The organism is Cupriavidus sp. 86D6 (genome assembly GCF_057815095.1).
This window is the reverse complement of record NZ_JBYPSB010000004.1, coordinates 449,219-469,616: the sequence shown is the minus strand read 5'-3', so window position 1 is coordinate 469,616 and position 20,398 is coordinate 449,219. Positions and strand designations below refer to the sequence as shown.

At 66.2% G+C, this 20,398-nt stretch carries 23 protein-coding genes; 5 read left to right on the top strand and 18 right to left on the bottom strand.

Translation table 11 applies throughout. The annotated features are described in order from the left end of the window. The first annotated feature begins 45 nt into the window (after nucleotides 1-45). From AC3G88_RS13310 to AC3G88_RS13295, 4 genes are all read left to right on the top strand, one after another. Nucleotides 46-645 (top strand): SAM-dependent methyltransferase, encoded by a 600-nt coding sequence (locus AC3G88_RS13310; protein WP_232923768.1) that lies wholly within the window; start codon nucleotides 46-48, stop codon nucleotides 643-645. A 395-nt stretch (nucleotides 646-1,040) separates the two neighbouring features. Next, entirely contained in the window at nucleotides 1,041-1,667 is a 627-nt protein-coding gene (locus AC3G88_RS13305) for a hypothetical protein (protein WP_023082288.1), read from the top strand. Between the two features lie 12 nt (nucleotides 1,668-1,679). Beyond that, the gene (locus AC3G88_RS13300; protein WP_023082289.1) at nucleotides 1,680-2,309 is read left to right on the top strand and encodes an RES family NAD+ phosphorylase; all 630 of its coding nucleotides are present in this window, start codon (nucleotides 1,680-1,682) and stop codon (nucleotides 2,307-2,309) included. Nucleotides 2,310-2,393: 84 nt separating this feature from the next. Next, nucleotides 2,394-2,756 (top strand): DUF3742 family protein, encoded by a 363-nt coding sequence (locus AC3G88_RS13295; protein WP_023082290.1) that lies wholly within the window; start codon nucleotides 2,394-2,396, stop codon nucleotides 2,754-2,756. A gap of 11 nt (nucleotides 2,757-2,767) precedes the next feature. Here the strand turns inward: AC3G88_RS13295 and AC3G88_RS13290 are convergent, their stop codons facing one another. From AC3G88_RS13290 to AC3G88_RS13215, 16 genes are all read right to left on the bottom strand, one after another. Further along, nucleotides 2,768-4,288 carry a conjugal transfer protein TraG N-terminal domain-containing protein gene (locus tag AC3G88_RS13290; protein ID WP_023082291.1) on the bottom strand — a complete coding sequence of 507 codons (1,521 nt, stop codon included), beginning with the start codon at nucleotides 4,286-4,288 and terminating at the stop codon, nucleotides 2,768-2,770. 15 nt (nucleotides 4,289-4,303) lie between these two features. Continuing rightward, the gene (locus AC3G88_RS13285; RefSeq protein ID WP_023082292.1) at nucleotides 4,304-4,663 is read right to left on the bottom strand and encodes a hypothetical protein; all 360 of its coding nucleotides are present in this window, start codon (nucleotides 4,661-4,663) and stop codon (nucleotides 4,304-4,306) included. Next, nucleotides 4,660-6,054 carry an integrating conjugative element protein gene (locus AC3G88_RS13280; protein ID WP_023082293.1) on the bottom strand — a complete coding sequence of 465 codons (1,395 nt, stop codon included), beginning with the start codon at nucleotides 6,052-6,054 and terminating at the stop codon, nucleotides 4,660-4,662. The genes AC3G88_RS13285 and AC3G88_RS13280 overlap by 4 nt, the downstream gene beginning before the upstream one ends. 10 nt (nucleotides 6,055-6,064) lie before the next feature. After that, entirely contained in the window at nucleotides 6,065-7,012 is a 948-nt protein-coding gene (locus AC3G88_RS13275) for a TIGR03756 family integrating conjugative element protein (RefSeq protein WP_023082294.1), read from the bottom strand. After that, on the bottom strand, nucleotides 7,009-7,455 hold the full coding sequence (locus AC3G88_RS13270; RefSeq protein ID WP_023082295.1) for a TIGR03757 family integrating conjugative element protein: 447 nt from the start codon (nucleotides 7,453-7,455) through the stop codon (nucleotides 7,009-7,011). Before AC3G88_RS13270 ends, AC3G88_RS13275 begins: the two co-directional genes overlap by 4 nt. A gap of 162 nt (nucleotides 7,456-7,617) precedes the next feature. After that, nucleotides 7,618-8,112 (bottom strand): JAB domain-containing protein, encoded by a 495-nt coding sequence (locus AC3G88_RS13265; protein ID WP_023082296.1) that lies wholly within the window; start codon nucleotides 8,110-8,112, stop codon nucleotides 7,618-7,620. Between the two features lie 181 nt (nucleotides 8,113-8,293). Continuing rightward, complete coding sequence (locus AC3G88_RS13260; protein ID WP_023082297.1) at nucleotides 8,294-9,079, bottom strand: DsbA family protein; 786 nt, start codon at nucleotides 9,077-9,079, stop codon at nucleotides 8,294-8,296. A gap of 13 nt (nucleotides 9,080-9,092) precedes the next feature. Beyond that, the gene (locus AC3G88_RS13255) at nucleotides 9,093-11,996 is read right to left on the bottom strand and encodes a conjugative transfer ATPase (RefSeq protein WP_023082298.1); all 2,904 of its coding nucleotides are present in this window, start codon (nucleotides 11,994-11,996) and stop codon (nucleotides 9,093-9,095) included. Beyond that, a complete protein-coding gene (locus AC3G88_RS13250; RefSeq protein ID WP_023082299.1) occupies nucleotides 11,996-12,436 on the bottom strand; it encodes a TIGR03751 family conjugal transfer lipoprotein in 441 nt (146 codons plus the stop codon). Before AC3G88_RS13250 ends, AC3G88_RS13255 begins: the two co-directional genes overlap by 1 nt. After that, a complete protein-coding gene (locus tag AC3G88_RS13245) occupies nucleotides 12,417-13,847 on the bottom strand; it encodes a TIGR03752 family integrating conjugative element protein (RefSeq protein WP_023082300.1) in 1,431 nt (476 codons plus the stop codon). The genes AC3G88_RS13250 and AC3G88_RS13245 overlap by 20 nt, the downstream gene beginning before the upstream one ends. Further along, the gene (locus AC3G88_RS13240; RefSeq protein ID WP_023082301.1) at nucleotides 13,837-14,754 is read right to left on the bottom strand and encodes a TIGR03749 family integrating conjugative element protein; all 918 of its coding nucleotides are present in this window, start codon (nucleotides 14,752-14,754) and stop codon (nucleotides 13,837-13,839) included. The genes AC3G88_RS13245 and AC3G88_RS13240 overlap by 11 nt, the downstream gene beginning before the upstream one ends. Then, complete coding sequence (locus AC3G88_RS13235) at nucleotides 14,751-15,443, bottom strand: PFL_4703 family integrating conjugative element protein (RefSeq protein WP_023082302.1); 693 nt, start codon at nucleotides 15,441-15,443, stop codon at nucleotides 14,751-14,753. Before AC3G88_RS13235 ends, AC3G88_RS13240 begins: the two co-directional genes overlap by 4 nt. Continuing rightward, on the bottom strand, nucleotides 15,440-15,838 hold the full coding sequence (locus AC3G88_RS13230) for a TIGR03750 family conjugal transfer protein (RefSeq protein ID WP_023082303.1): 399 nt from the start codon (nucleotides 15,836-15,838) through the stop codon (nucleotides 15,440-15,442). The genes AC3G88_RS13235 and AC3G88_RS13230 overlap by 4 nt, the downstream gene beginning before the upstream one ends. Nucleotides 15,839-15,850: 12 nt before the next feature. Then, the gene (locus AC3G88_RS13225; protein WP_023082304.1) at nucleotides 15,851-16,210 is read right to left on the bottom strand and encodes a TIGR03745 family integrating conjugative element membrane protein; all 360 of its coding nucleotides are present in this window, start codon (nucleotides 16,208-16,210) and stop codon (nucleotides 15,851-15,853) included. A gap of 16 nt (nucleotides 16,211-16,226) precedes the next feature. After that, nucleotides 16,227-16,460: a TIGR03758 family integrating conjugative element protein gene (locus tag AC3G88_RS13220; RefSeq protein ID WP_003050225.1), complete on the bottom strand. Its 234-nt coding sequence runs from the start codon at nucleotides 16,458-16,460 to the stop codon at nucleotides 16,227-16,229. Next, entirely contained in the window at nucleotides 16,457-16,840 is a 384-nt protein-coding gene (locus AC3G88_RS13215; RefSeq protein WP_023082305.1) for an integrative conjugative element protein, RAQPRD family, read from the bottom strand. The genes AC3G88_RS13220 and AC3G88_RS13215 overlap by 4 nt, the downstream gene beginning before the upstream one ends. Nucleotides 16,841-17,073: 233 nt before the next feature. Between AC3G88_RS13215 and AC3G88_RS13210 the strand changes: the two genes are divergently transcribed. Further along, nucleotides 17,074-17,427, top strand: a complete 354-nt coding sequence (locus AC3G88_RS13210) for a hypothetical protein (RefSeq protein WP_023082306.1) — start codon at nucleotides 17,074-17,076, stop codon at nucleotides 17,425-17,427. A 29-nt stretch (nucleotides 17,428-17,456) separates the two neighbouring features. Here the strand turns inward: AC3G88_RS13210 and AC3G88_RS13205 are convergent, their stop codons facing one another. Continuing rightward, nucleotides 17,457-18,206, bottom strand: coding sequence for a TIGR03747 family integrating conjugative element membrane protein (locus tag AC3G88_RS13205; protein WP_023082307.1), 750 nt, complete (start codon nucleotides 18,204-18,206; stop codon nucleotides 17,457-17,459). Further along, nucleotides 18,203-20,395, bottom strand: a complete 2,193-nt coding sequence (gene traD / locus AC3G88_RS13200; RefSeq protein WP_023082308.1) for a type IV conjugative transfer system coupling protein TraD — start codon at nucleotides 20,393-20,395, stop codon at nucleotides 18,203-18,205. The genes AC3G88_RS13205 and traD overlap by 4 nt, the downstream gene beginning before the upstream one ends. Nucleotides 20,396-20,398 lie beyond the last annotated feature (3 nt).

Here is a 20,398-nt window from a genome sequence, read left to right as displayed (position 1 = left end):
AAATCACATGCATCGGCTGTCTTGCCATGCTGGTGATTCAGGAGGATGGAAACGATGTGGGATGAACGGTACTCCGACGAAAATTATGTCTACGGCACCGCGCCGAACACCTTCCTGGCAGAGCATGTGCAGATGTTGCAGGGCCCGGTACTCAGCCTGGCCGAGGGAGAGGGCCGCAATGCCGTCTTCATGGCTTCCCATGGTCTGGACGTGCTTGGTGTCGATGGCTCGGCGGTCGGGCTGGCCAAGGCTCGCCAACTCGCTCAGCGCCACGGCGTGACGATTCGGGTGGAACAGGCGGATCTGGCATCCTACGTGCCACCGGAAGCAACGTTCGGCGCGGTGGTCTCGATCTTCGGACATCTGCCCGGCCAGGCGCGAAAACGGCTGCATGCGCTGGTGGAGCGGTCGCTCAGGCCCGGAGGCATTTTCCTGCTGGAGAGCTACAGCAAGGCGCAGATTGATCGCGATACCGGCGGCCCGAAGAATCTCGACATGCTGGTGCGGCGCGAAGACATCGAACGGGAGTTCCAGGCTTGCGAAATACTCCTGTCGCAAGAGATCGAGCGCGAAGTGATCGAAGGGCAATTCCATACGGGGCTGGCCAGCGTGGTCCAGTTCATCGCCCGCAAGAAAGCGCCGTAAAGGTTGCCGTCGAACCAGGATTCCAGCGCCAATCCCTTGCGCGCCGTAAGCAGACCCGTCGCGGATAGCAAGGCGTCGCCTTCGATCCTCCCATGCAGCAGCATGGATCGGTCGCTGCGACGATGCTGCAGCCGCACGCCGGCGGTGGCTCCCAGGCGGCCATGCACGCCCTCGTCGGCCTGAGCCCCGCACGGTCGCTTGCGGCTCCTGGGTTGCGGCGCCAGCGTCAATGTGGAACCCGCACGAATGGTTTGGACAGGGACCTGGTGCTGACCTCGGCCTATGCTGCGGGGGCGCTACCTCCGCCAGGTAGGCTCCCCCTTGGGCGACTAAGTTGACAAACGCGACAAAGGCGACTAAGGTGAGCTTGTCTCAAACCTACCTGGGAGATGACCATGCCCAACGCCATTGAATTCATTGCCGACCGTCTGCCGCGCGTCACGGTAGAGGACGTGCGCCGCTTCGCGGATACCGTCGAAATCCGGGATGCCCCGGCGTTTGCGGCCGAGTTGCAGGCGTTCATCCACGAGCGCGTGGAGGCGGTGAAACTGCCCGCCAACCTCGAAGGCGAGACAGTGGCGCAGGCCTTGAAGCGCAAGGCGGCCGCGCTGCGCGCCGAGACGCGCTGGGCACCGACTGAAACCGACGTCCAGCGAGGTCGCGCCGTGCTGCTGGAAACCTTCAACCAGCCGCACAATCTGCCGCCCGCGGAGTTCGCCAAGCTGGCGGACAAGTCGCGCCAGCAGATCTACAAGGACATCCTCGCCCGTCGGCTGCTGGCACTGAACGTGGGGCCGCGTGGCCAGAAGCTGCCCGACTGGCAGCTCGACCCGGTGAAGCAGCAGTTGACCCAAACAGTGCTTCAGGAAGTCGAGGGCATCGACCATTGGACAATCTACCGCGCGCTGTCCGAGCCGCTCGAAGGCCTGGGCGGGCGTTCGCCGGTGGATGCGGTGACGCACGGCACGATCGACGACGTGGCCGAGGCCGTGTTCAACGTGCTGGGCGTGCAGGTGCATTGAAGCGAGCCCGCCATGAGCCACGAGCTGCCTTCGTTCCTGATCGATGCCGGTGAACTGCTCCAGCATGTGAGCCGCGTCGTTTATCGGGGTAGCCCGCTGTACTTTGGCCGCAGCAGCAATCGTTACGATGACCCGGCACGGGCCTACGGCGTGCTCTATCTCGGGCGCGACTTGCCGACGGCACTGATGGAGTCGGTGTTTCACAAGCACCAGTGGCTTGCGGACACGAAGCGCTCCATTGCGCTGAACGAGGTCCAAAGCCGGATGGTGCGCGCCGTGGGGGTGATGGCCGACGTGCTCCTGGCCGACCTCACGGCACCGGGCGTCATGGCGGGCTACTTCGGTCTGAATCTGGAGCAGTTGGCCAGCCGCGACTACACGCACACGCAACAGGTGTCCGCCCAGGTGCATGCGATGCTCGGAGACGACGGCCAGGCGCTGTTCGACGGGGTACTCTATCCGTCGCGCAACAACTATCCCGCCAAGAGCATCGCGCTGTTCGAGCGCGCGGAAGCGAAGGTCAGCGTCATCGAGGACATCGACCTGGTTGACCATGTGGACTGGCCGCGTTTCGTTGCCACCTACCGCGTCGGCGTGGAGCCTGACCCTGGCCCGGTTGAGCCGGATAACGAAGCACCCTGAAGCAGCAAGAAAACACGTTGAAGCCCCGAACCGAATGAAGTGGAGCAAACTGGAATAGGCATTCCTCAGCAACAGGAGACGACCATGAACACCACGACCCGCATCAGTACCGCAGAACGCCTCGGCCGCGCCCTTGGCCGTGGATGGCGCTCCTATGCGCGTGGCGAACGGCGGGCGTCGAACTGGCTGGTATCCAAGGGCGTGCCGCGAGCTGGTGCTACTGCATTTGTGTGGGTCTTCAAGCTCGCTGTACTTGGCGTGCTGCTCTACGTTGCATTCTGGTTCGCTCTCGTGCTGCTGGGCGTGGCGGTAGCGGGATGGGCGGCGGCCAGTACCTCGGATGAAGACGACTGGCCTTTCACCGATCTCACCGAACTGCGCAAGACGCCGGGCTACGATCCCAATCTGTACAACGACACGTCGCACGAGTTGTACACCGACGACTGATCGGCCGCGCGCTATTTCAGCTTACCTCCCGTGAGTGCCCCGGCCCCCTTGCCGCCAGCTTGGCCGGCGCTCTTGCTGCCATCGGAAAGCCCCTGGATGGCGTGCCCGGCCCGAATCCCAACCCAGGTTAGGCTCGCCAGCCAGAATCCGGGCAGGACAAGGAACATCGTGCCCGTGACGAACATCAGAAGCATGTCGCCGAAGGCGTTGTTCAGCCCCACCAGCGGGTCGAAGTTGGTATGCGGCCGGTTCCACCCGAAGCCCCACCCATAAAGCGCGTCGAGAATGGTGCTGTCGATCCAGCGTGCGAGCTGGAACCAGAAGTCCGTGAAAAACAGTGCGAACTGCACGACGCTGACGGTGACGACCGTCTTCAGGTCGTAGGTGCCCACGACCAGCACGAGCGGGATGCAGATGACCAGTGCCATCTTGAGCAGCGCGAGTACCATGGGCAGCGCCTGCCGCACTACGTCCATCGCTGGAAACGCGGCAATCGCGCCGACTGCCATTCCGACGTCGCCCGTGGCCCGCGTCACGATGTTCGGCAGGGTCTTGTCGATCTGACCGCCGTAATCCGTATAGACGCTACCCTGGTTCAGCTTCTGCTGCCGCGGGGACGCGATTGCGCGGATCACCGAGTCGTCCACCTCGGCCCGGCTCAGGAAGCCGGCCCAGCCCGCCACGCGATTCAGCAGGCTCGGGTCGACCTGATCCAGTAGGCGTGCCCGCAGGCCATTGCTGCCATCGCTCCACCACTGCCTGCAGGTCGGATAGCCACCGCCGCTGGCCACCTGTGCCAGTCCCGCGTCGCGGGTGCTGTCGTAGGGCCAGTCGTCGCGAGCCGTGCTGGAACGGTACGTGTCGTAGTAGCCGCCCGTGTCCGCAAAAAACCTCGATCCGATCCAGGTCACGTCGTGCATCTGTTCTTCATTGAGATCCGGCCGCTGCATGAACAGCTTGGCGCGTGCCGGTCCATAGCAATCCCGCGAGAAATCCGCCACTTCCTGGGCCAGTACCGGATCGTCGATGCGCGTGGCATCGATCTCCATGCGCATTTGCCGAAGGTCCGTACCGCACGGGATCGCCGCCACCGAAGCGCTCGTGACGGCGCGCGAGAGTGCGTGCATGAACGCCCACCACACCGGCACCTTCGCCGACTGGTTGTTGATGGTGCTGAAGGACTGCGACCAGCCGGTATCGGTGGGCTGTGGCACGCTGACCTGGCACTGGGCCGAGCGCGAGCTGTCGTACTGGATGGTGTTGAGGTCCACGTCGATGAACGGGATACCGGCGAACATCACCACCACGATGGCGACGAAGACCCGGTTCTCGATGCGCGCAGCCGAGAGCACACCCTTGTTTCCCTCGTCGGCACCTTCTGCACGGGCCTTCAACCACTCCTGCACGATGATGGCGACGAAAGGCAGCGCGAATACACCGCTGGACACGAGCACAGCCCAGATGCCGTTGTTGACGATCCAGGACACGAGGGTCAGGTAGTACTCCAGGTAGTCGGTCGTAAAGAGCGTCATGGCACCAATCTCCCCTCAGCCTTGCATCAGCAGGCTGGCTTCCAGCGCCACGATGGCGATGACGCCGGCGATCTCGCTGCGCACCAGGCGGCGCCGTGCCTGGGTGTCGTCGGTATCGCGCGCCAGCACCCGGCGGCGCATCCACATCCATCCGTAGACCGTCGCGCCGTACAAGCACAGCCGCCACACCAGAAAGTAGCCCGAAGCGGCCGCCAGCCACCGTTCCCAGCCGGCCACGCTGCCGACGAGGGAGATGCCGACGATGTTGGCGCCCACGGCGGCGGCGGCGAGCACCACTGCCCACAGCAGCGCCTTCGCCGCGCGCCGGCCGAACAGCCAGCGCGGGCGCAGCCAGGTCGCGCGCGTCGGACTCATGGCCGACCTCCCGGATTGCCCTTCTGCAGCTGGTCGAGGCGGTCGGGCACCGGATCGCCTTCGTAAATGCCGCGCGAGCCGGCCGCCCGCGTGCCGTGGCGCTGGATGATGGCCATCGGCGAGTTGTTGGCCAGCTCGCGACGCAGCTCCAGTTCGGTCTTGAGGTTGCGGATCTCCTGGTCGAGGGTGTTGCTCTCGTGGTTCACAGCCTCGACTGCCAACTGGTTCGCCGCCACGTTGGGCTCCTTCTTCCCGGTCAACAGGGTCCGCTGGAGTAGCAATGCCTTCTCCAAGACGGACGACAGCGCGACCTCCGACGCCAGACGGCGTGCCAGCAGGTCCTGATCCGGCTCGTCGCGCAGCGCCTCGATGACGCCGCGCGTGATGGGCAGCGATGCGCTGCCGGCCGCGCGCAGGTTCTCGAACGTGGTGTTGCGCGTCGCCGAGATCAACTCCTGCAGGGCTTCCAGCTTCGTCTCGTATTCCTCCTGGATCAGCGGCGTCAGCCCGACGCCGGGGACCGTCTCGGTCTTGGTGCAGGAATCGCAGGTGCGCTGCTCCTGCTCGCCGAGTACCCGCGTCGCCCATTCGACCGCCTGCTGGGGCGAAGTCCAGGTCTGGCAGGACAGGCTTGCGCAACTGGCTGGCGCGATGGACGATGTGTCGGTCACGCCGCGGCCGTTCACGAGGTTGTAGCCCGCGCGGGTCACGTCGCCGACCACCCGGATGGCGGGCTGGCCCGCGCCGCCAGCATTGCTGCCGCCCACCCAGGGCACACCGTCGTTGCCGCGCCGCGTCTCGGCCTGCTCGATCGCCGACACGGCGTCGGTGCTCGATACCGCGTCGCGCAGCGCCATGCCTTCGGCCATCTGGCTCCAGCCCAACTGGCCGCCCGCCGTCTCTGCCATCTTCTCGGCCATGGCGCGGCATGTCAGCTTGGAGCGATCGAAGTCCAGCCGTGCCTGCAGCACGCCGTTCGTGAGCAGGTTGTAGAGGCCGGGGTCGGCCCGCTGGATGATCAACGCAGGCAGGGACGCCACGGCGCTCGTGGCGCTCTGGATCACGTTGCTCATGATCTGCTGAAAGCCGTTCGTGACGCCGTTGAGCTGGTTGCGCAGCGTGGTCTGAATGCTCATGTCGCCGCAGATCAGATTGCTGTTCCAGCCTACACCCACACCGATGGAGCGCATGCCAGCCGCACGGCCCATGGATACTGCGCTACCGCCGCCGATCGAATACATCACCTCGTCGCCGAGGACGGGACCGCTGGTCTGGAATCCGGTCTGCGCCCAAGCGAGGCCGCAGCCCAGGGCGAGCGCCCCGGCCAGCGCCGTCCGGCGCAGCAGGCGACGCGCCTGAGCGGAAAGGTTCATCAGTTCAGGACGCTTCATCGTCGTACCCTCAATAGAAATCCACGCTGCCGAGGAACACCTGGCCCCGGCGTTCGCAGCACGCATAGGGCCGCCAGAGCGCCCAGGCGTAGTCGCCTTGCTGGGCCTGGGTCAGAAAGCCGCTGCGCGGGAAGACCGTGCAGGACGAAGACAGGACGGGCGTGAGTTCCTGCCACTTGCCGGTCGAGGCATCGCCCTCCATCAGCGCACCGGCCGGCCAGTACCCGTCGCGGGAGTTGGCGAGCAGCGGCTGATAGACGTGGATCTGCCCGCGGCGCGTGACGACATCGCCGGCGCGCTGGGCGACCACGGCGCCGGCCTTGTGGTCGTCGGTCTGATGCAGGAAGCCGCCGCGGGGGTACACGTTGCCCCAGAGGTTCAAGGTGGTGCGCGCACCGACCTCGCGCATGCCCGGAATCAGCGCTTCCGGGTAGGCCATCTCGGGTACGTTGTAGCGCCATGCCAGCGTGTCCAAGGTGCTGACCAGATACGGCATGAACGCCGTGCCCGCGCCCTCGCAGAAGTAGCCCGAGGACGAGACGAACTGGTTGAACACCTCGACGCCGGGGTGACCGATGACGTCGGCGTTCTTGTATTTCGCCAAGTTGTTTTCGTGATCCTCGTTCGTCGTTCCGTCCCCGCCCGCCTGGGCGGACGGGTTGGGCGTGCTCATCGCCCGGACTTCGACCCAGGGGTTCTCGCCGGTGTTGCTGTAGCTGGAGACCACCGCATCGGGGATGTAGTGGCGTACCTTGATGGACGTGCGCACCGTGCAGCCCGTCCAGGTGCAGTAGAGCCAGTAGCAGATGCCGACGACCCGGTATTCGAGGCAGTCTGGTGATGCCACTGAGCCGACGATGGTCGCGGTGTTGAGGGCGTAGCTGCCCGTGGCGCTGAGCAGCAGCACAGAAGCCACGCCAGCGCGCAGGCGGCGCATCATGTCGAATGGTCGGGTCACGGTTGGGGCCTCCGGTGCTGCTCGATGCGTGCGATGGCGCGAGCCACGTCCGGCTCGCCATAGACCACGTAGCGCTGGTCCACCACGACGGCCGGGAGGCTGGTGATGCCCAGGCTCCATGCGTCCGTGACGCCCTGGTATGCGGAAGCGATGCGTCGCTGGAGATCGGCACCGCCGCTGGACAGCCGGCGCTTGACGATCGCCGTTGCCTGTTCGGGATCGGCGGACAGTTCCGCCGAAAGCTCCGCTTCAATCCGGTGGGCTTCGTCCAGCTCGATCAGCCGCTCGCCGCCCATGGTCTTGACCGGGTGGCGGCTGTCGGTGACGACCAGCACGTCGGCGGCGAAGGTGGACGGGCTGAAAACGGCCAGGGCTGCCGGCAGCGCGACGGCCAGGCCGAGGGTTCGCCAACCTGGCGCGAACCTGGAAAGAGATGCTGGCATGTCGCGTGCCTTTGAAGTTGATCAGAGCAGTAGTCAAACGCGAAGCAGATGCCGCCCCAACAAACAATGCGCATCGCGCACTGCCCGCATACCTGCTTGTCTCGCGCCCATGAAAAAGCGGAGGCCGAAGCCTCCGCGTGGATTAGCAAACCGATGCCGTCGCTACAGCAGGCCGGATTCCGCGAACGAGTAAGGCGTGCCTTGGCCGACGATGAGGTGATCCAGCACCCTCACGTCGATCAGCGACAACGTGGCCCTCAGTGTTTGGGTGATCGCGCGGTCCTCGCTTGACGGCTCCGTGCAGCCTGAAGGGTGTTGGTGCGAAAAAATGACAGCTGCGGCGTTCAGTTCCAGGGCACGCTGCATGATCGGGCGCGCATGTACCGTGGCCGAATGGACCGTGCCCTTGAACATCGGCTCGTAGGCGAGTACCTCGTGCTTGTTGTTGAGGAACACGACGGCGAAGATTTCGTTCGGCTCGGCGGCCAATTTCAGGCGCAGGTAATCCTTGACAGCGTTGGGCCCTTCCAAAAATGGCCCCTTCTTGAAGACCCGCTGCTCCAGCAGCGTGAGGGCTTGCCGGATGATCCGGTCATCAGATTGGGACGCTGAGGAAAAACGTGGCTCCACGCAGGAGCCATTGGCGATGAGAGACATGGCGAACCTCCAGAATGTGGACGGAGGGCGCCACCCTGGGAGGGCAAGCCCTCCTGGGGATGGAAACATCGGAGCAAGTTGCATCCACCACCGCGCAGCGGTGATTGTTCGCAGCCAGGATGCGGAGCGAACGGGTAGCGGTCAGCGCGGCAAGCCGCGCCGTAGCCTCCAAGACCGAGGGCTACCTGGGCATGTCGCCGACAACGTCGGCAGGCATTTCGGATGTGGGGGCGGCGGGCGAGGCCGCCGCGTCGCCAGCCGGGTCCTCGGCCGCCAGCATGTCCATGGCCGAGAGCAAGGCATCGCCCTCGATCGGCCCCTGCAGCAGGATGGCCTGGCCCGTCTGGCGGTCAAGCAGCCGCAGCGACGGTGTGGCGGTCACGCCGCTCTTGGTGGCTTCCGTGGCCTGGGCGCGGACGAGCGCTTCGACCCGCTCGCTTGCCATGCACTGCTCGAGGGCTGGTGTCGATTCGGGGTAGCGCAAGCCATCGGGCAAGCCCTGGCCGTCGCTGCGCGTGTGGGCATAGACCCACTCGATGGCTTGCCAGAACGCGGTATGCCCACCAGCTTCGGCGGCGCACTCGGCCAGGCGCGCCTCGTTTGATGCGGCGGGCTCGTGCGCGGCCAGCGGCTGGTGGTGCCATTGCAGCGCCACATCGGTGTTGTTGCCGACCCAGCGCTTGAGCTGCGGGAAGTACTCCCGGCAGAACGGGCATTCTAGGTCGGCATAGAGCGTCAGCGTGAAGCGGCCCCCAGGGTTGCCCATCTGCCAGGGCGGCCCGGAGGGCTGCGTCATGCTGACCGGCGCGGGCGACTGCGGCGGGGATTTGCCGGGCGACCGAGACACGAGCCAGATCAGCAGCAGCGCGACCAAAGCTGCAGCCAATACCCAGGGCCAGCGGAGCCGCCGATTGCAGCGGCGGAACGCCTGGACCTGCATCGGGATGGAAGGACGTTTCGGTTCCATGGCGTTCTCCGGCTTAAGACAGGTCCAGGGCCGGCGACTCGATGCCGCGCGCTTGGTCGATCTTCTCGGCGACCCGGAAGGCGGCTTCGAGTTCGGTGCAGCCGTATTGCTGCATGAGCTGGTAGCGCTCGGCCTTCTCCTCGGGTTCCGTCTGCGCGAGGGCGAGGTACAGGCTCGGCGGCACAGCGCGGAAAAGCACTTCCATAGACTTCGACAAGATGACGCCCTCGGTGAATTTCCCCGCTTCTTTGCGCGCCGACAGCATCAGCGCCTTCTGTGCGGGCGAGAGTTCGCGGAACCGCGCGATCTTCTCCACTTCATCGGGTGGCATTGACAGGCACACCCACCATTCAATCATGGACAGCATGGGCTCCGCGGCGCGCGGCAGATCGTCGATATTTTGCGTAGCCAGCCAGTACCAGGCCCCTAGCTTGCGCCACATTTTTGTGATCTTGACCACGTACGGTGCAAGCAATGGATTTTTGGTGATGATGTGTCCTTCGTCTGTGACGTTGACGATGGGACGACCCAGATACTGGTCGCGCTCCGCGATGTTGTTCACCGTGCTGATCAGGCTGATGTAGGCAATGGAGAGCTGCGCGTTGTAGCCCTCCCGGGCGTAGGTTGCCAGATCGACCAGGGTGATGTCGGCCTCGGGCCACGGCGTGCCGTCGCGGTCGAACATCTCGCCGTCCGTACCCTGGCAGAACATGTCCATCGCATCCGCCATCTCCAGCAGCCGCACGCGGCGCATCTCGGGCAGCGTCGGGTCCTGGCCCCGGGTGCGCAGCGCGTTGCGTACGTCGCGCGTGAGCACCGTGCGCTTGTCGCTACCACCTCCACCGTGGCAGTGCTCGGCGGCGTCGAGGATGCACTGGCGGATCAGCGAGCGGTCGGCGCGCGTCATCCGGGCTTCTTCCTTGTCTTCGCCGCCCGTGATCATCAGCCGGGCCGTGATTTCCAATTCGCCCAGCACATCGCGCTGCTCGTCCGCTTCCAAGGGCGGGGCATCCGCCGGCTGGTCTTCATCCAGCGCGTCGGCATCAAGCGTCTGCACGTCGCTGGGTGTTTCGATCAGCCGGCGCGCATCGGCGAATGGCGCGAGGCTGATGCCGGAGCCGGGGGCCAGCTTGACGCGGTTCACAGTCAGCCCCAGGCGCCGGGCGAAGTCTGCGAAAAGGCCGAAGGAATTCCCGGCTTCCACGATGAACAGCCGCGGCCGATAGATGGCTGTGACCTGGTTCAAGAGGTTATTGAGCGTAGCGCTCTTGCCGGAGCCGGTGGGGCCGAACAGAAACAGGTGGGCATTCATCTGCCGATCCAACCTGTTCAAGGGGTCAAACGTAATCGGGCCGCCACCACGATTGAACATCGTGATGCCGGGGTGGCCCGTACCCTGGGCGCGGCCCCACACCGGCGACAGGTTCGCCGCGTGCTGGGCGAACATCAATTGGGTGTACCACTTGCGCCGGTCCTGGCCGGGGTTGTAGCAGCACGGGAGCCAGCGCAGGTAGCTGTTGAGCGGCGCCACCTCGTCGTCCTCGCGCACCGGCTGCAAGCCGGCGTTGAGCATGACGTTCGCCAGGTCCAGGCCGCGCCGGTCCAGTTCCGCCTCGTCGCGCCCGCGCAGGTAGAACGCCAGCGTTCCCCGGTAGAGCTTGTGTGCGCTGCCGATGAGGGAGCGGGCTTCCTGCACGTCCTTGAGCGTCTGTTCGGACGCCAGCGTCTCGCCCACGGCCTTCTTCGCCAGGTGGTTGAGATCCGCTTCCAGCACATCCTGCGGCGTGGCGACCATCGTGAGACAAAGCAAGGTGTCTTCCGGCATCTGGTCGAACAGCGTGTTGATGGCGTCCCCTTTGCGGGTCTCGCCGGTCAGGTGTCCGGTGCCGGGCGGCATGCGCAGCCTGTCGGTAATCAGCACACGGTGCGGCATGCCGTCGAAGTACCAGATGCCATGCGCCACGTCGGAGCGTGGCTGGCCGAAGAACAGCCGCTGGCTGAAATCCCTCCCGCTCGCCAGCTCGATCTCGCCGGCCTCGCTTTCCTCGGTGCTGTCGGGGTAGCGCGCCAGTGCATAGAAGCGCTCGCGATCCTCGGCATCAGGCCCGAGCATCGCGGGGCGCGGATTGAACCACCGCAGCAGCCAGTCGTGGATGTCGGCTGCGACCATGCGCCGTGCCTGGATACCGGCATTCGCCAGCCCACCGCACAGGCGATCGCAGACGATGTTCAGCATCTGCTCGGGCGTCTGGCCGCGGCGGCTTGCCTGCCCGGTGGCACGCCGATAGACGACCATGCGCACGCGCCGCGTCTGTCCGCGCCAGCGCAGCCGCGTGACCACCGTGTCCTCGAACAGGCCACCCGGCTTGGCGACCGCGCGCAGGTGATGGCCGAAGAAGCGAAGGTAGAACTCGGTGAACGCGGTATCGCGGGCGCGCGGCTGCACGTAGTCGCGCAGGGTCTGCATGTACTGGTCGAAGCTGGGCTCGTCCTGTGCATAGAGCTGGAGCACCCAGGGGTTCTCATCCAGTTCATCGAAGCTGTCTTGCAGGGCGTTTTCCAAGGCATCGCGGGCATGCGCGAGCCAGCCGGGCTCCCGGCCCTCGGTGCCCAGCGGCACCAGCTCGTAGAAGGCCGCGACCGATTGCCCGTCCTCCAGCAGCATCGACTTCGACTGCGGCAGGAACTCCACCCACGGCAGCAGTTCCGCGAACGACGGCGCGACATCGTAGAGCGCCTGCTCGTCGGCCACGGTCGCCGGCCTGCGATCCTGGACCGCCGCGCCGGGTTCGGGGATGCCGGCCTGGCGCAAGGCCTCGACGTGGCGCTGCCAGTCGTCCGGCTGCTCGTCACCGCCAGCGCCGGGTGCGGCCAACTTCGGTGCGGCCGGCCTGGGCCAAGGGAGCTTCCAGCGCATCAGTAGTCCTCCACGCGCTCGCCTGGCATGGCGTACTGCACGCGCTGGTACAGCGGGAAAACCGTCGTGTAGCCCGGCACGGGAACGGGGTCCGTGCCCGCCAGGTGCGGGTACACGTACATGGCGAGATCGGGATTGGGCAGGCGCTGGAACTGGCGATAGACCTCGTTGCGCGCCGTGCGCGTGTAGCTCACCTGCTCGGCGGGCGCGGTCTGCACGTCGGCCTCGGTCAGCGGCCGGCGCAGGCTCTGGCGCGCGTCGAGCAGCTGCTGGCGCGCGACCTGGCCGGAGCCACCGCCGCCCTCACCGGCGTTCTGCTGCCAGATGTCCATCATCGTGCTGTCGCCGTGGGGCAGTAGCTTTTCCTTGCTGGTGGCGCAGCCGCCGAGCACCGCGACGGCGAGGGCCAGCGCCAGGCCCTTAATCGAGTTCGAGCGCATGGCTTTCTCCTGCACGGTGATCGACGCGCCGGCCTTCGGGGTCGTGATCGATGGCGAGCGGCTTTTCGAGGTGGACGGCGACCTTGGCGCCGGGCTGTACATAGACGGCGGCGAATGCCTGGCCGTAGAGCTGGTTGACCCAGTTGGACATGTCCCGGACGCCGCCCGCGAGGATCTGGCCGACTGCTTCCTGGCCGCTGATGCCCACGGTGCCGATGGCGCCGTCCGAGCCGACGTAGGACATGCGGCCGCTGTCGCTTTCGATGAGCGAGGCCACGCCGGCACCAGCCGCAGTGATCAGGGCTTGCGATCCGAGGTACTGCTGAGCGTTGCTGCGCCGCTCGCCGCTGACGCAGGGGATGCCGTGCGGATCGCTGATCCACCCCAGACCCCCGGTTTGAGAGTTCTGCTGCTGGTTGTTCTGCTGGTTGCCTTCGCGGTCTTCGGGAATCGTGCGGATCGTCCCGTCGTTGAACACGAACGTGATGCTGCGCACCTGGCCGCGCACGCACGAGAGGGTCCAGTCGCCCGAGGCGAAGCCGGAGAACACCGCGCCGGCTACGTCGGGAATGTCGATGCCGTTGGCCGTGAGGTTGTCCGGCCCGACCAGTACTTTGAACGGGTATGGGTCGTTCACTGTCCCGTCGATCGGGACGCGGCCGATCAGCGCCGTCATCGCCACGGAACCCATCAGCGTCGAGTTGGTCGGCACCGTATACACCGGCTTGGCGCTCTTGACGCCTGCCGCACGTGCGCCAGCGTTCGCCACGGTTTCCCCGGTGGTTTCCAGCGTGCTTTGCGCGGGGCCGAAGCTCGTCGGGAAGCTCATGCCGCTGCCCGTGCCACGACTGCCGTTGCGGCCCTCGGCCTTCTTCGCGTCGTCCGGTTCGACCCATCGCATGCCGCCTTCCATGCCGACCTCGTCGCCATCACGCAGCCCCAGGCCCACCGGCAGATCAGCATGGCCGCCGCCGCGCCCGCCGATGCTGTCCAGGCGCCGCTGCAGGTCGGCGAGCAGCCCCTCGGTCTGCTGACGCTCGCTGGCCGCCTGCTGCTGGTCGCGGCGCAGATTGGAGCGTTCGGATTCGAGGGCCGAATTGATGCGCTGATCGATGGAGTTCTCGCGCTGGCGCAGCCGCTGGTTTTCCTCGCGCTGCGACTTGTTGTCGGTCAGCGCGGTCTGAAGCTCGGTGCGCAACTGCTTCACCTGGGCGACGAGCGTTGCCACGGTATCGCGGGGGGTATCGCCTTCGATGCCCAACGCCTTCATTTCCTCGGGCGTGAGCTTGGAGCCGGCATCTGCCGCGGGCGGTGCCGACGTGCTTCCACCGGAGAACAGCCGGATGGCAACGAACAACACCAGCAAGGCGACCGGGATCATCAGCCACTTGAGCAAGCCGTTACTGCGCATGGCGGGCCTCCTTGCCATCGTCGGCTTCAGCTTCCGGCTGCGGCAGATGCACGGCCGGGTCGAAGCGGTGGATCGCCGGCAGCAGCGACTGCACGAGGCCGCGCCCGCGCGTCACCAGGTACAGGACGGTCGTGTCCTCGGGCGTCCCGTGGGGGCCGAGCGCTTCGTGCTGGAAGGTGGCGGTGAGGAAATCGCCTTGCAGCACGCGCGGGTCGAGCGTGACCCAGCCGCCGCTGCTGTTGGTCAGACGCACGGCGGTGACCCACTGGTCTTCCAGACGCCACGACGCGAGCGCGACCGCGCGCACCGGCAGCGTCGGCATCAGCGTGCCGAGGTCGAGGCCGCGGCGCAGGTTCACCCGCATGACGCCGGGCAGCGGCTCCACGGTGCGCAGCGGCGCGTAGAGGTTCTGCGCGGCGAAGCGCGTCAGGACGACCGGCACCGGGGTTTCGCGCCGCGCTGCCCGCGTACCTGCCTGATCCTGGGCGCGTGCCGGGGCCTCATCGGCACCGCCTGGCTGATCGCCATAGCGCGCCGGGGTGCTGCTGCCCTCGACGATGCGCACCGGCTCCAGCTCGGCTTCGCCGTCCTTGGGCGGCTCGGCCGCGATGTCGAGCAGGATCAGCGCGCCCGTGTCGGCGTCCTGCAATTGCAGCCGCGTGGGCTCGATCGGCTCGCTGGCACGCAGGTACACCGCGCCACCCGCGCTCTGCACGCGCAGGCGTTCGCCGACGCCTGCGGGCACGCCCACGCGGACGTTCCGGTCGATGAACACGATGCGCTCCTGGCCGACCTTCAGCGGCACCGCCAGCGGCATGCGTTCCCAGCGCAGAATCTCCACGGCATGGGAGACGGGTGCCGCGGCCGCGGCCAGCAGCCCCAGCAGCATGAGTACAAGATGCTTCATGGGGTGTTTCCTCCTTGGGGCGCTTGCGGAGACAGGCCGCCAGGCGCCGGGCGCGTCGGCTCCGGGGCGCTAATGCGCTGGGGCGCACCGTCGTAGCAGTCCAGCGCCAGGCCGAACGGGTTGCGGGCGGGATCGACGTCCACCCGCGTGACTTTCACCGGGTAGCGCACGAGCGCGCGCTTGACCTGCTCGGCGCCGTAGTACTCGTCGGCGGTGATGTCGAGCGTCACCACCCAGTCGCGGTCGGAGACCACGCGCACGCGCGCCGTGGGGTCGTCGCCGTACCCGCGGCCGGGGATTTCGTAGATGCCGCGCACGCGCTGGCGCAGTTCGCCCGTACTGCGGCGGTAGTCATAGTCCGCGCGCAGGAAGGCCTGGCAGGACGGGGTAAGGTACGGCGAAAGCGTGTGGAGGTTGCGCGCGTAGTCCTCTTCGCCATTCGTCGGCCAGCGGTTGAGGGTCTGGAACAAGTAGAACGTGAACGCATAGACCGATTCGGGCGGTACTTCCCACCACTTTCGGGTACTGCCGGAGCGCAGGTCGGGCGGGACGTGGATGGTCAGGTCGCGCGGCGCGCTCCACCAGCCGCCGCCCATGACCAGGGCGACGATGACCAGCGCGCCAGCCCCCAGGCGAAGCGTCTTGATGTGCGCCTGCAGGTGGGTGATCTCGTTCTTGAAGCGGCTCATCGTGCACTCCTTCGGGTGGACCAGAAGCCGGAGCGCGAGATCAGCACGTGGCCGCCTACCCATCCCGCCATCAGCGGATGGCGCGTGGCGATGCGCCATTGCAGTTGCCGGTACAGCCAGGTATCGGGACGCCCGCGCTTGAGACGGCGCAGGATGCCGCCCCCGATGAAGACGCCGAGGGCCACGCCCAGGACGACGAACGTCGGCGCGATGGCGATCGTGCGGAACACCCAGGACAGCGGCGCGCCGACCAGCAGGCCGGCAGCGCCCGACAGGCCGCAGCAGATCCACAGCTCGTCGGCGGTGAGGCCGCGCACGACAACGGGGTGGCGGTTGAGCCGGTGCGGAAGGAACGTGACCGTCCCGTCCGCACGGACGTGCTGCTGCTCGGACATACCGACCTCGCCTTAGAGGATGCCGGTGGCTTCGGTGAGCAGCCAGATGCCGATCACCAGCAGCACGGCACCGATGGCGACCGTGAGGCCGAACTGGCCCCAGGTCTTGCGGCCGGTGTGGATTTCCGCGTAAGTCCCGTAGGCGTGATAGCAGACGCCGATAAACATCGACGCCACGACCAGGAGGGCCACGAGCATGATGATGTCGTAGCCATAGTTCCTGATGGTTTCCATGATGCCGTTGCCGGTGCCGCGGGTCGGGTTCTCCAACTGCGGCAAGCCTTGCGCGAACGACAGCGCGGGCAGCGCGGCGGCGCCCAGTGCCACAGCGGCGCGCTGGGCAAGATGGGAATGGGGGATGCGGTTTTGCATGGTCGTGCCTTTCAGGTCAGGAGAGAAGGAAGAAGCTCAGGACGAGGTACATCGCGACGAAGCGGATGCAGACGCCGAGGAACTGGCGCTGGTTGAGGCGGCTCTCGGACCACCCCACGTAGGCCGTTCGGATGGCCCAGACGCCCCACACGAGGAGCACCGCGAACACGACGCCGACCAGGACGGTCGCCATCGCCGAAGGCGCGATGCCGCTGTTGGCTTGAAATGCCGAGACCTGGGCGCCGTTCATGGCGTGTCTTCCGAAGTCGTCGTCGGCGATGGCGAAGCGGACCGCTCGGTGCGGTAGTCGCCGGCCAGTTCGGAGAGGTCGCGCGGCTGGGCACGCGACGGTGTGAGATGGGCCTGGATGCCGGCGCGCACGCGCGCCAGGTCAGCCAGCAACCGCGGGTAATCGAAGTGGTAGCGCTCGCCCGGCTGGATGGGGGCACGCGCGGCGCTGTCGGCGACGGTGCGCTCCAGCGCGTCGAGTTGGCGCAGCGCGGCGACCAGTTCCTGGCGCTGTGCCGGGGACTCGGCCAACACCATCGGGGACTGACCCAGCAGCAGGGCCGTCACGAGAAAAATGGGCACGCCGCGATACGCGGCGCGCTGCCAGATCGGAGCCAACATCGCGCCATTCCTGTGTGATCAGCAATGGCTTGATCGTGGGCAGCGAGGTACTTTTAGGCCGCAAACAATAGGAACCCGCGCATGCCCGGATTCATGGGCTTGCGCGCGGTTTCAGGGTCTGGAGAGTGGGAACTAGCGCCGCGTCAGCGTGGCGAGAAACTGGCGTCGGCTTTGGGAGCGCGAGCGCCTTCGGGTACTCTTTCGGTATGCCGCTTCCCCAATTCCCTCGCCACATGCACTACAAGCTCGACGGTCGTCGTGCCGTACCGTGCGAGAGCATTGCCGAGTGGGGCGCCTGGTTTTCAGTAGCTGATCGGCGGGTGGTGGAAACCTGGGTCGATGACGTCCGTATCTCCACGGTCTTTCTTGGGCTGGACCACAACCACGGACTTAGTGGAGATCCACTCCTGTTCGAGACGATGGTCTTTGTGGATGGTGTGACGCACCAGATGCGCCGGTACTTCATCTGGGAGGAAGCGGAAGCCGGCCACGCCGAGATGACTGAGTTGATCCGAGCCGAAATGCAGGAAGCGCAGGTGCGCGCTGCGCAGGCCTGGGAACAGGTGCGTGCGCGGATGAAGGCCTGAGCATCAGCGCTGCGCGGCGTGCTCAACCTTCAAAGGTACTTCTTGAAGCTCCCCGCAGTCAGGGATACCGCCAGCCCCAGCAAGGCGGCGCTCGGCAACAGGATCAGCAGTGGATGCACCGAGATCGGCAAGGCCAGATAGGTGACCCAGGGCAGCACGGCCAGCGGCATCAGGCTCGCCTTTGCGCGGTGGTAGATGAAGCCGGATTCCCGGCCCGCGCCGAACCGGCGCACGTCGCGCCGCACCAGGCCGTCGATCAGGCCGACAAACGCCGCAGTGAAGATCAGCGGCAGCGTGAGCACCAGGACCAGCAAGCGAACCAGGAACGTGAGCGTCGTGAAGGCCGCAGCGATCAGGTAGCTCTCGGTCCAGACATAAACCTGGCTGATGTAGCAGCGGAAGTTGCGCCCTCCGGCCTGGCTGGGCGCGCGGGCCCGCTCGGCGGTCTGGCTCATGCGCTCCAGCAGCCCGGAACGCACGAACACCCATTCGTAGCCGGTGTCCACCAGCTCGTGCGCCGTGCGCCCAGGCTCCTGCACGACCACGCTGCGCGTGAAGTGGCTGGATAGGTGCCCCAGCTCGTACTGCAGCATCTGCTGGGAGTGGCGCCAGCCCTGGTCCTTCCAGAACAGGTGCATACCGACGCACTCGACCACGATCGAGAACAGCAGCGAGCCGATCAGCACTGCGAGCAACCGGAACGGGAACGTAATGGTGCCGACGATCAGTCCCTGCCGGCGGCTCTGTTCCCGCTGTGTGGTAGCAGCGGCGTCGTTCACGGTGAGGCCCCGATGTCGGCGTCGTCGTCGGTGGCGGAGGTCACCGCGGCAGGCTCGGGCGGAGCGACATCGTCCAGCAGGTCGTCGGGTAAAGCCGCGTCCTGCAAGGCCGGGGAACTGGTGAACTCCCACCACTGCGTGGCCTCGCTGTAGCTCTGGCGCATGTACCCGGCCAGTTGCTGCAGATCTGCCGGCATCACTTCATCGGAGTCGGGGGCCGGAAGCGGCATGCGGACCTTCCAAAGCTGGCCGCCCTGCAGCAGCGCGAAGCACTGGCCTTTGGGCAGGCCGACGACGTGCGACGGCTCGATCATCGGGACGCTGGACATGCTGATGCGATCCTGGGTGTTCGACGTGAAGTCCGTCGTCCCACGAATGTCCGAGCTATCGGTCGCGCCGCTCACGATGGTGGTCGTATAGACCTCGACCTTCGGCAATTGCCTGGTCAGCAGTTCGGCGGTCGCGGTCTCGCGCACGCGCAGCATGAAGAGGTTGTTGAAATTCCCGATGACTTGACCGGCTTTGGCGCGGTTGCCAATGCGGGCCTCGATGTCGGAGAGCGTCTGCGTGTAGGCGCTGACTTGCAGCCCGGCACCGCCGCCCTTGTTGATCAACGGTATGAATTCGTCACCCATGAGTTCATTGAATTCATCCGCGTGGACGTTGATCGGCACGCGCGTGCCGGCCGATGCGCCCGGCAGGCCGTCGTCGATACCGTGCTTGTAGATGTGCCCTGCGACCGAAACCAGATCGGAGAACATGGAATTGCCGACCGCTGCGGCAACCTCGGCGTCGGACAGTGCATCGAGGCCGACATACACGACGGCACGCTTGCGGATGACCTGCATCCAGTCGAAGATCGGGCGCGGGTCGGCCAGATCGGAATAGTTCGGGGCCAGGAGCTGGGCGATCTTGCCGCTTGTCAGTTTCTCCAACAGCGGCAGCAAGCTGGCGACGATCTTGTCAAAATACGTCTTGTCGTAGCGGACGGCAGAGCGCAGGCCGTCCAACACCGGGTCGTAGTTGCGGGCTTGGGAGAGATACTGCTCCAGCGCCACGACGCGCTTTTCCCGCCCAATCATGTTGCGCGGGATGTTCTTGTCGTTCAGCTTCGCTTCGAGCTGGACGATGATTTCCCAGGCCTTGGGCTCCGTCTTGGCGAAGTAGTGCTGCGCGTACTCGATGAACAGCGCGTCGATGTTGATGACGTGCTGCTGGATCAGCATGTAGTCGGGCCGCTGTCCCAGCTCCACCAGGGCGCGGGCGATGATGTTGACGAATCGCCACGCAAACTCTCGGAAGGCGGCTGAGTTGCCTTCGCCGGAAAGCTGCCCCGCGACGCGGGTGGCCACCTCGCTGATGCGGCCGAAGCGGCCCACGGCGTTGTAGCGTGCGGAGATGTCCGGCCAACCCAGGTGGAACACATAGAACTCGCCTTCGCGGCCGGCACCCAGGGCTTCGACGTACATCCGCTTCAGGAGATCCGCATCGCCCTTGGGGTCAATGACGATCACGACCTCGTGCTCGCCCGCGGCGTTCTTGCGCCGGATGTCCTGGGTCACGAACAACTCGGCCAGTCGCGTCTTGCCTACGCGCGTAGTGCCCAGCACCAGCGAGTGCCCGACGCGCTCACCCAGCGGCAGGCCGACGTCCACCTCCTCCGGTTCGATGCCGTGCAGGCGCGGCAGGCCGCCCACAGGCGGCAATGGGCGTACAGGATTGAATGGCACGTCCCAACCCGTGAGTGTCGACAGCCGGGAGAGCGGGAACGGCGCAAATTCCAGCCGCTCTTCCAAGCGCCGCGCCAGCCGGTAGGCCGGCGTCGGCTCGACGTAGCGGCGGAACTCCGGCCGGTACGTCTGCATGAGCCTATGGGTGTGCTTCTGCTCCCACAGGAACCCGCGTCCCACGAACAGGCGTTGCTGGCTGACCGGCACGTCCTTGCTGGTCATCACGTAGCGCGGCAGGCGGCGGATGTTGCGCCGGTAGCGCAGGATGATGCGGGCATCGCGGTAGCGGATGGCGCCATAGGCCGCGAACGCCAGCGCACTGCCGACGCCCATGGCGGGGCTCAGCGCGAGCGACCACGGGGCCACCACGCACAAAAACGCGGCGCCAGCACACGCTGCGACGGTGTATAGCTCCACCGCTGGCCGCAACAGTACTTCGACTGGTTGCTTCCCAGACATGGT

What these genes read in the sequence shown, in the direction of transcription:
- AC3G88_RS13310 (WP_232923768.1), top strand. Translation starts at nt 46, where the DNA reads ATGGAAACGATGTGGGATGAACGGTACTCCGACGAAAATTATGTCTAC.
- AC3G88_RS13305 (WP_023082288.1), top strand. Translation starts at nt 1,041, where the DNA reads ATGCCCAACGCCATTGAATTCATTGCCGACCGTCTGCCGCGCGTCACG.
- AC3G88_RS13300 (WP_023082289.1), top strand. Translation starts at nt 1,680, where the DNA reads ATGAGCCACGAGCTGCCTTCGTTCCTGATCGATGCCGGTGAACTGCTC.
- AC3G88_RS13295 (WP_023082290.1), top strand. Translation starts at nt 2,394, where the DNA reads ATGAACACCACGACCCGCATCAGTACCGCAGAACGCCTCGGCCGCGCC.
- AC3G88_RS13290 (WP_023082291.1), bottom strand. Translation starts at nt 4,288, where the DNA reads ATGACGCTCTTTACGACCGACTACCTGGAGTACTACCTGACCCTCGTG.
- AC3G88_RS13285 (WP_023082292.1), bottom strand. Translation starts at nt 4,663, where the DNA reads ATGAGTCCGACGCGCGCGACCTGGCTGCGCCCGCGCTGGCTGTTCGGC.
- AC3G88_RS13280 (WP_023082293.1), bottom strand. Translation starts at nt 6,054, where the DNA reads ATGAAGCGTCCTGAACTGATGAACCTTTCCGCTCAGGCGCGTCGCCTG.
- AC3G88_RS13270 (WP_023082295.1), bottom strand. Translation starts at nt 7,455, where the DNA reads ATGCCAGCATCTCTTTCCAGGTTCGCGCCAGGTTGGCGAACCCTCGGC.
- AC3G88_RS13265 (WP_023082296.1), bottom strand. Translation starts at nt 8,112, where the DNA reads ATGTCTCTCATCGCCAATGGCTCCTGCGTGGAGCCACGTTTTTCCTCA.
- AC3G88_RS13260 (WP_023082297.1), bottom strand. Translation starts at nt 9,079, where the DNA reads ATGGAACCGAAACGTCCTTCCATCCCGATGCAGGTCCAGGCGTTCCGC.
- AC3G88_RS13255 (WP_023082298.1), bottom strand. Translation starts at nt 11,996, where the DNA reads ATGCGCTGGAAGCTCCCTTGGCCCAGGCCGGCCGCACCGAAGTTGGCC.
- AC3G88_RS13250 (WP_023082299.1), bottom strand. Translation starts at nt 12,436, where the DNA reads ATGCGCTCGAACTCGATTAAGGGCCTGGCGCTGGCCCTCGCCGTCGCG.
- AC3G88_RS13245 (WP_023082300.1), bottom strand. Translation starts at nt 13,847, where the DNA reads ATGCGCAGTAACGGCTTGCTCAAGTGGCTGATGATCCCGGTCGCCTTG.
- AC3G88_RS13240 (WP_023082301.1), bottom strand. Translation starts at nt 14,754, where the DNA reads ATGAAGCATCTTGTACTCATGCTGCTGGGGCTGCTGGCCGCGGCCGCG.
- AC3G88_RS13235 (WP_023082302.1), bottom strand. Translation starts at nt 15,443, where the DNA reads ATGAGCCGCTTCAAGAACGAGATCACCCACCTGCAGGCGCACATCAAG.
- AC3G88_RS13230 (WP_023082303.1), bottom strand. Translation starts at nt 15,838, where the DNA reads ATGTCCGAGCAGCAGCACGTCCGTGCGGACGGGACGGTCACGTTCCTT.
- AC3G88_RS13225 (WP_023082304.1), bottom strand. Translation starts at nt 16,210, where the DNA reads ATGCAAAACCGCATCCCCCATTCCCATCTTGCCCAGCGCGCCGCTGTG.
- AC3G88_RS13220 (WP_003050225.1), bottom strand. Translation starts at nt 16,460, where the DNA reads ATGAACGGCGCCCAGGTCTCGGCATTTCAAGCCAACAGCGGCATCGCG.
- AC3G88_RS13215 (WP_023082305.1), bottom strand. Translation starts at nt 16,840, where the DNA reads ATGTTGGCTCCGATCTGGCAGCGCGCCGCGTATCGCGGCGTGCCCATT.
- AC3G88_RS13210 (WP_023082306.1), top strand. Translation starts at nt 17,074, where the DNA reads ATGCACTACAAGCTCGACGGTCGTCGTGCCGTACCGTGCGAGAGCATT.
- traD (WP_023082308.1), bottom strand. Translation starts at nt 20,395, where the DNA reads ATGTCTGGGAAGCAACCAGTCGAAGTACTGTTGCGGCCAGCGGTGGAG.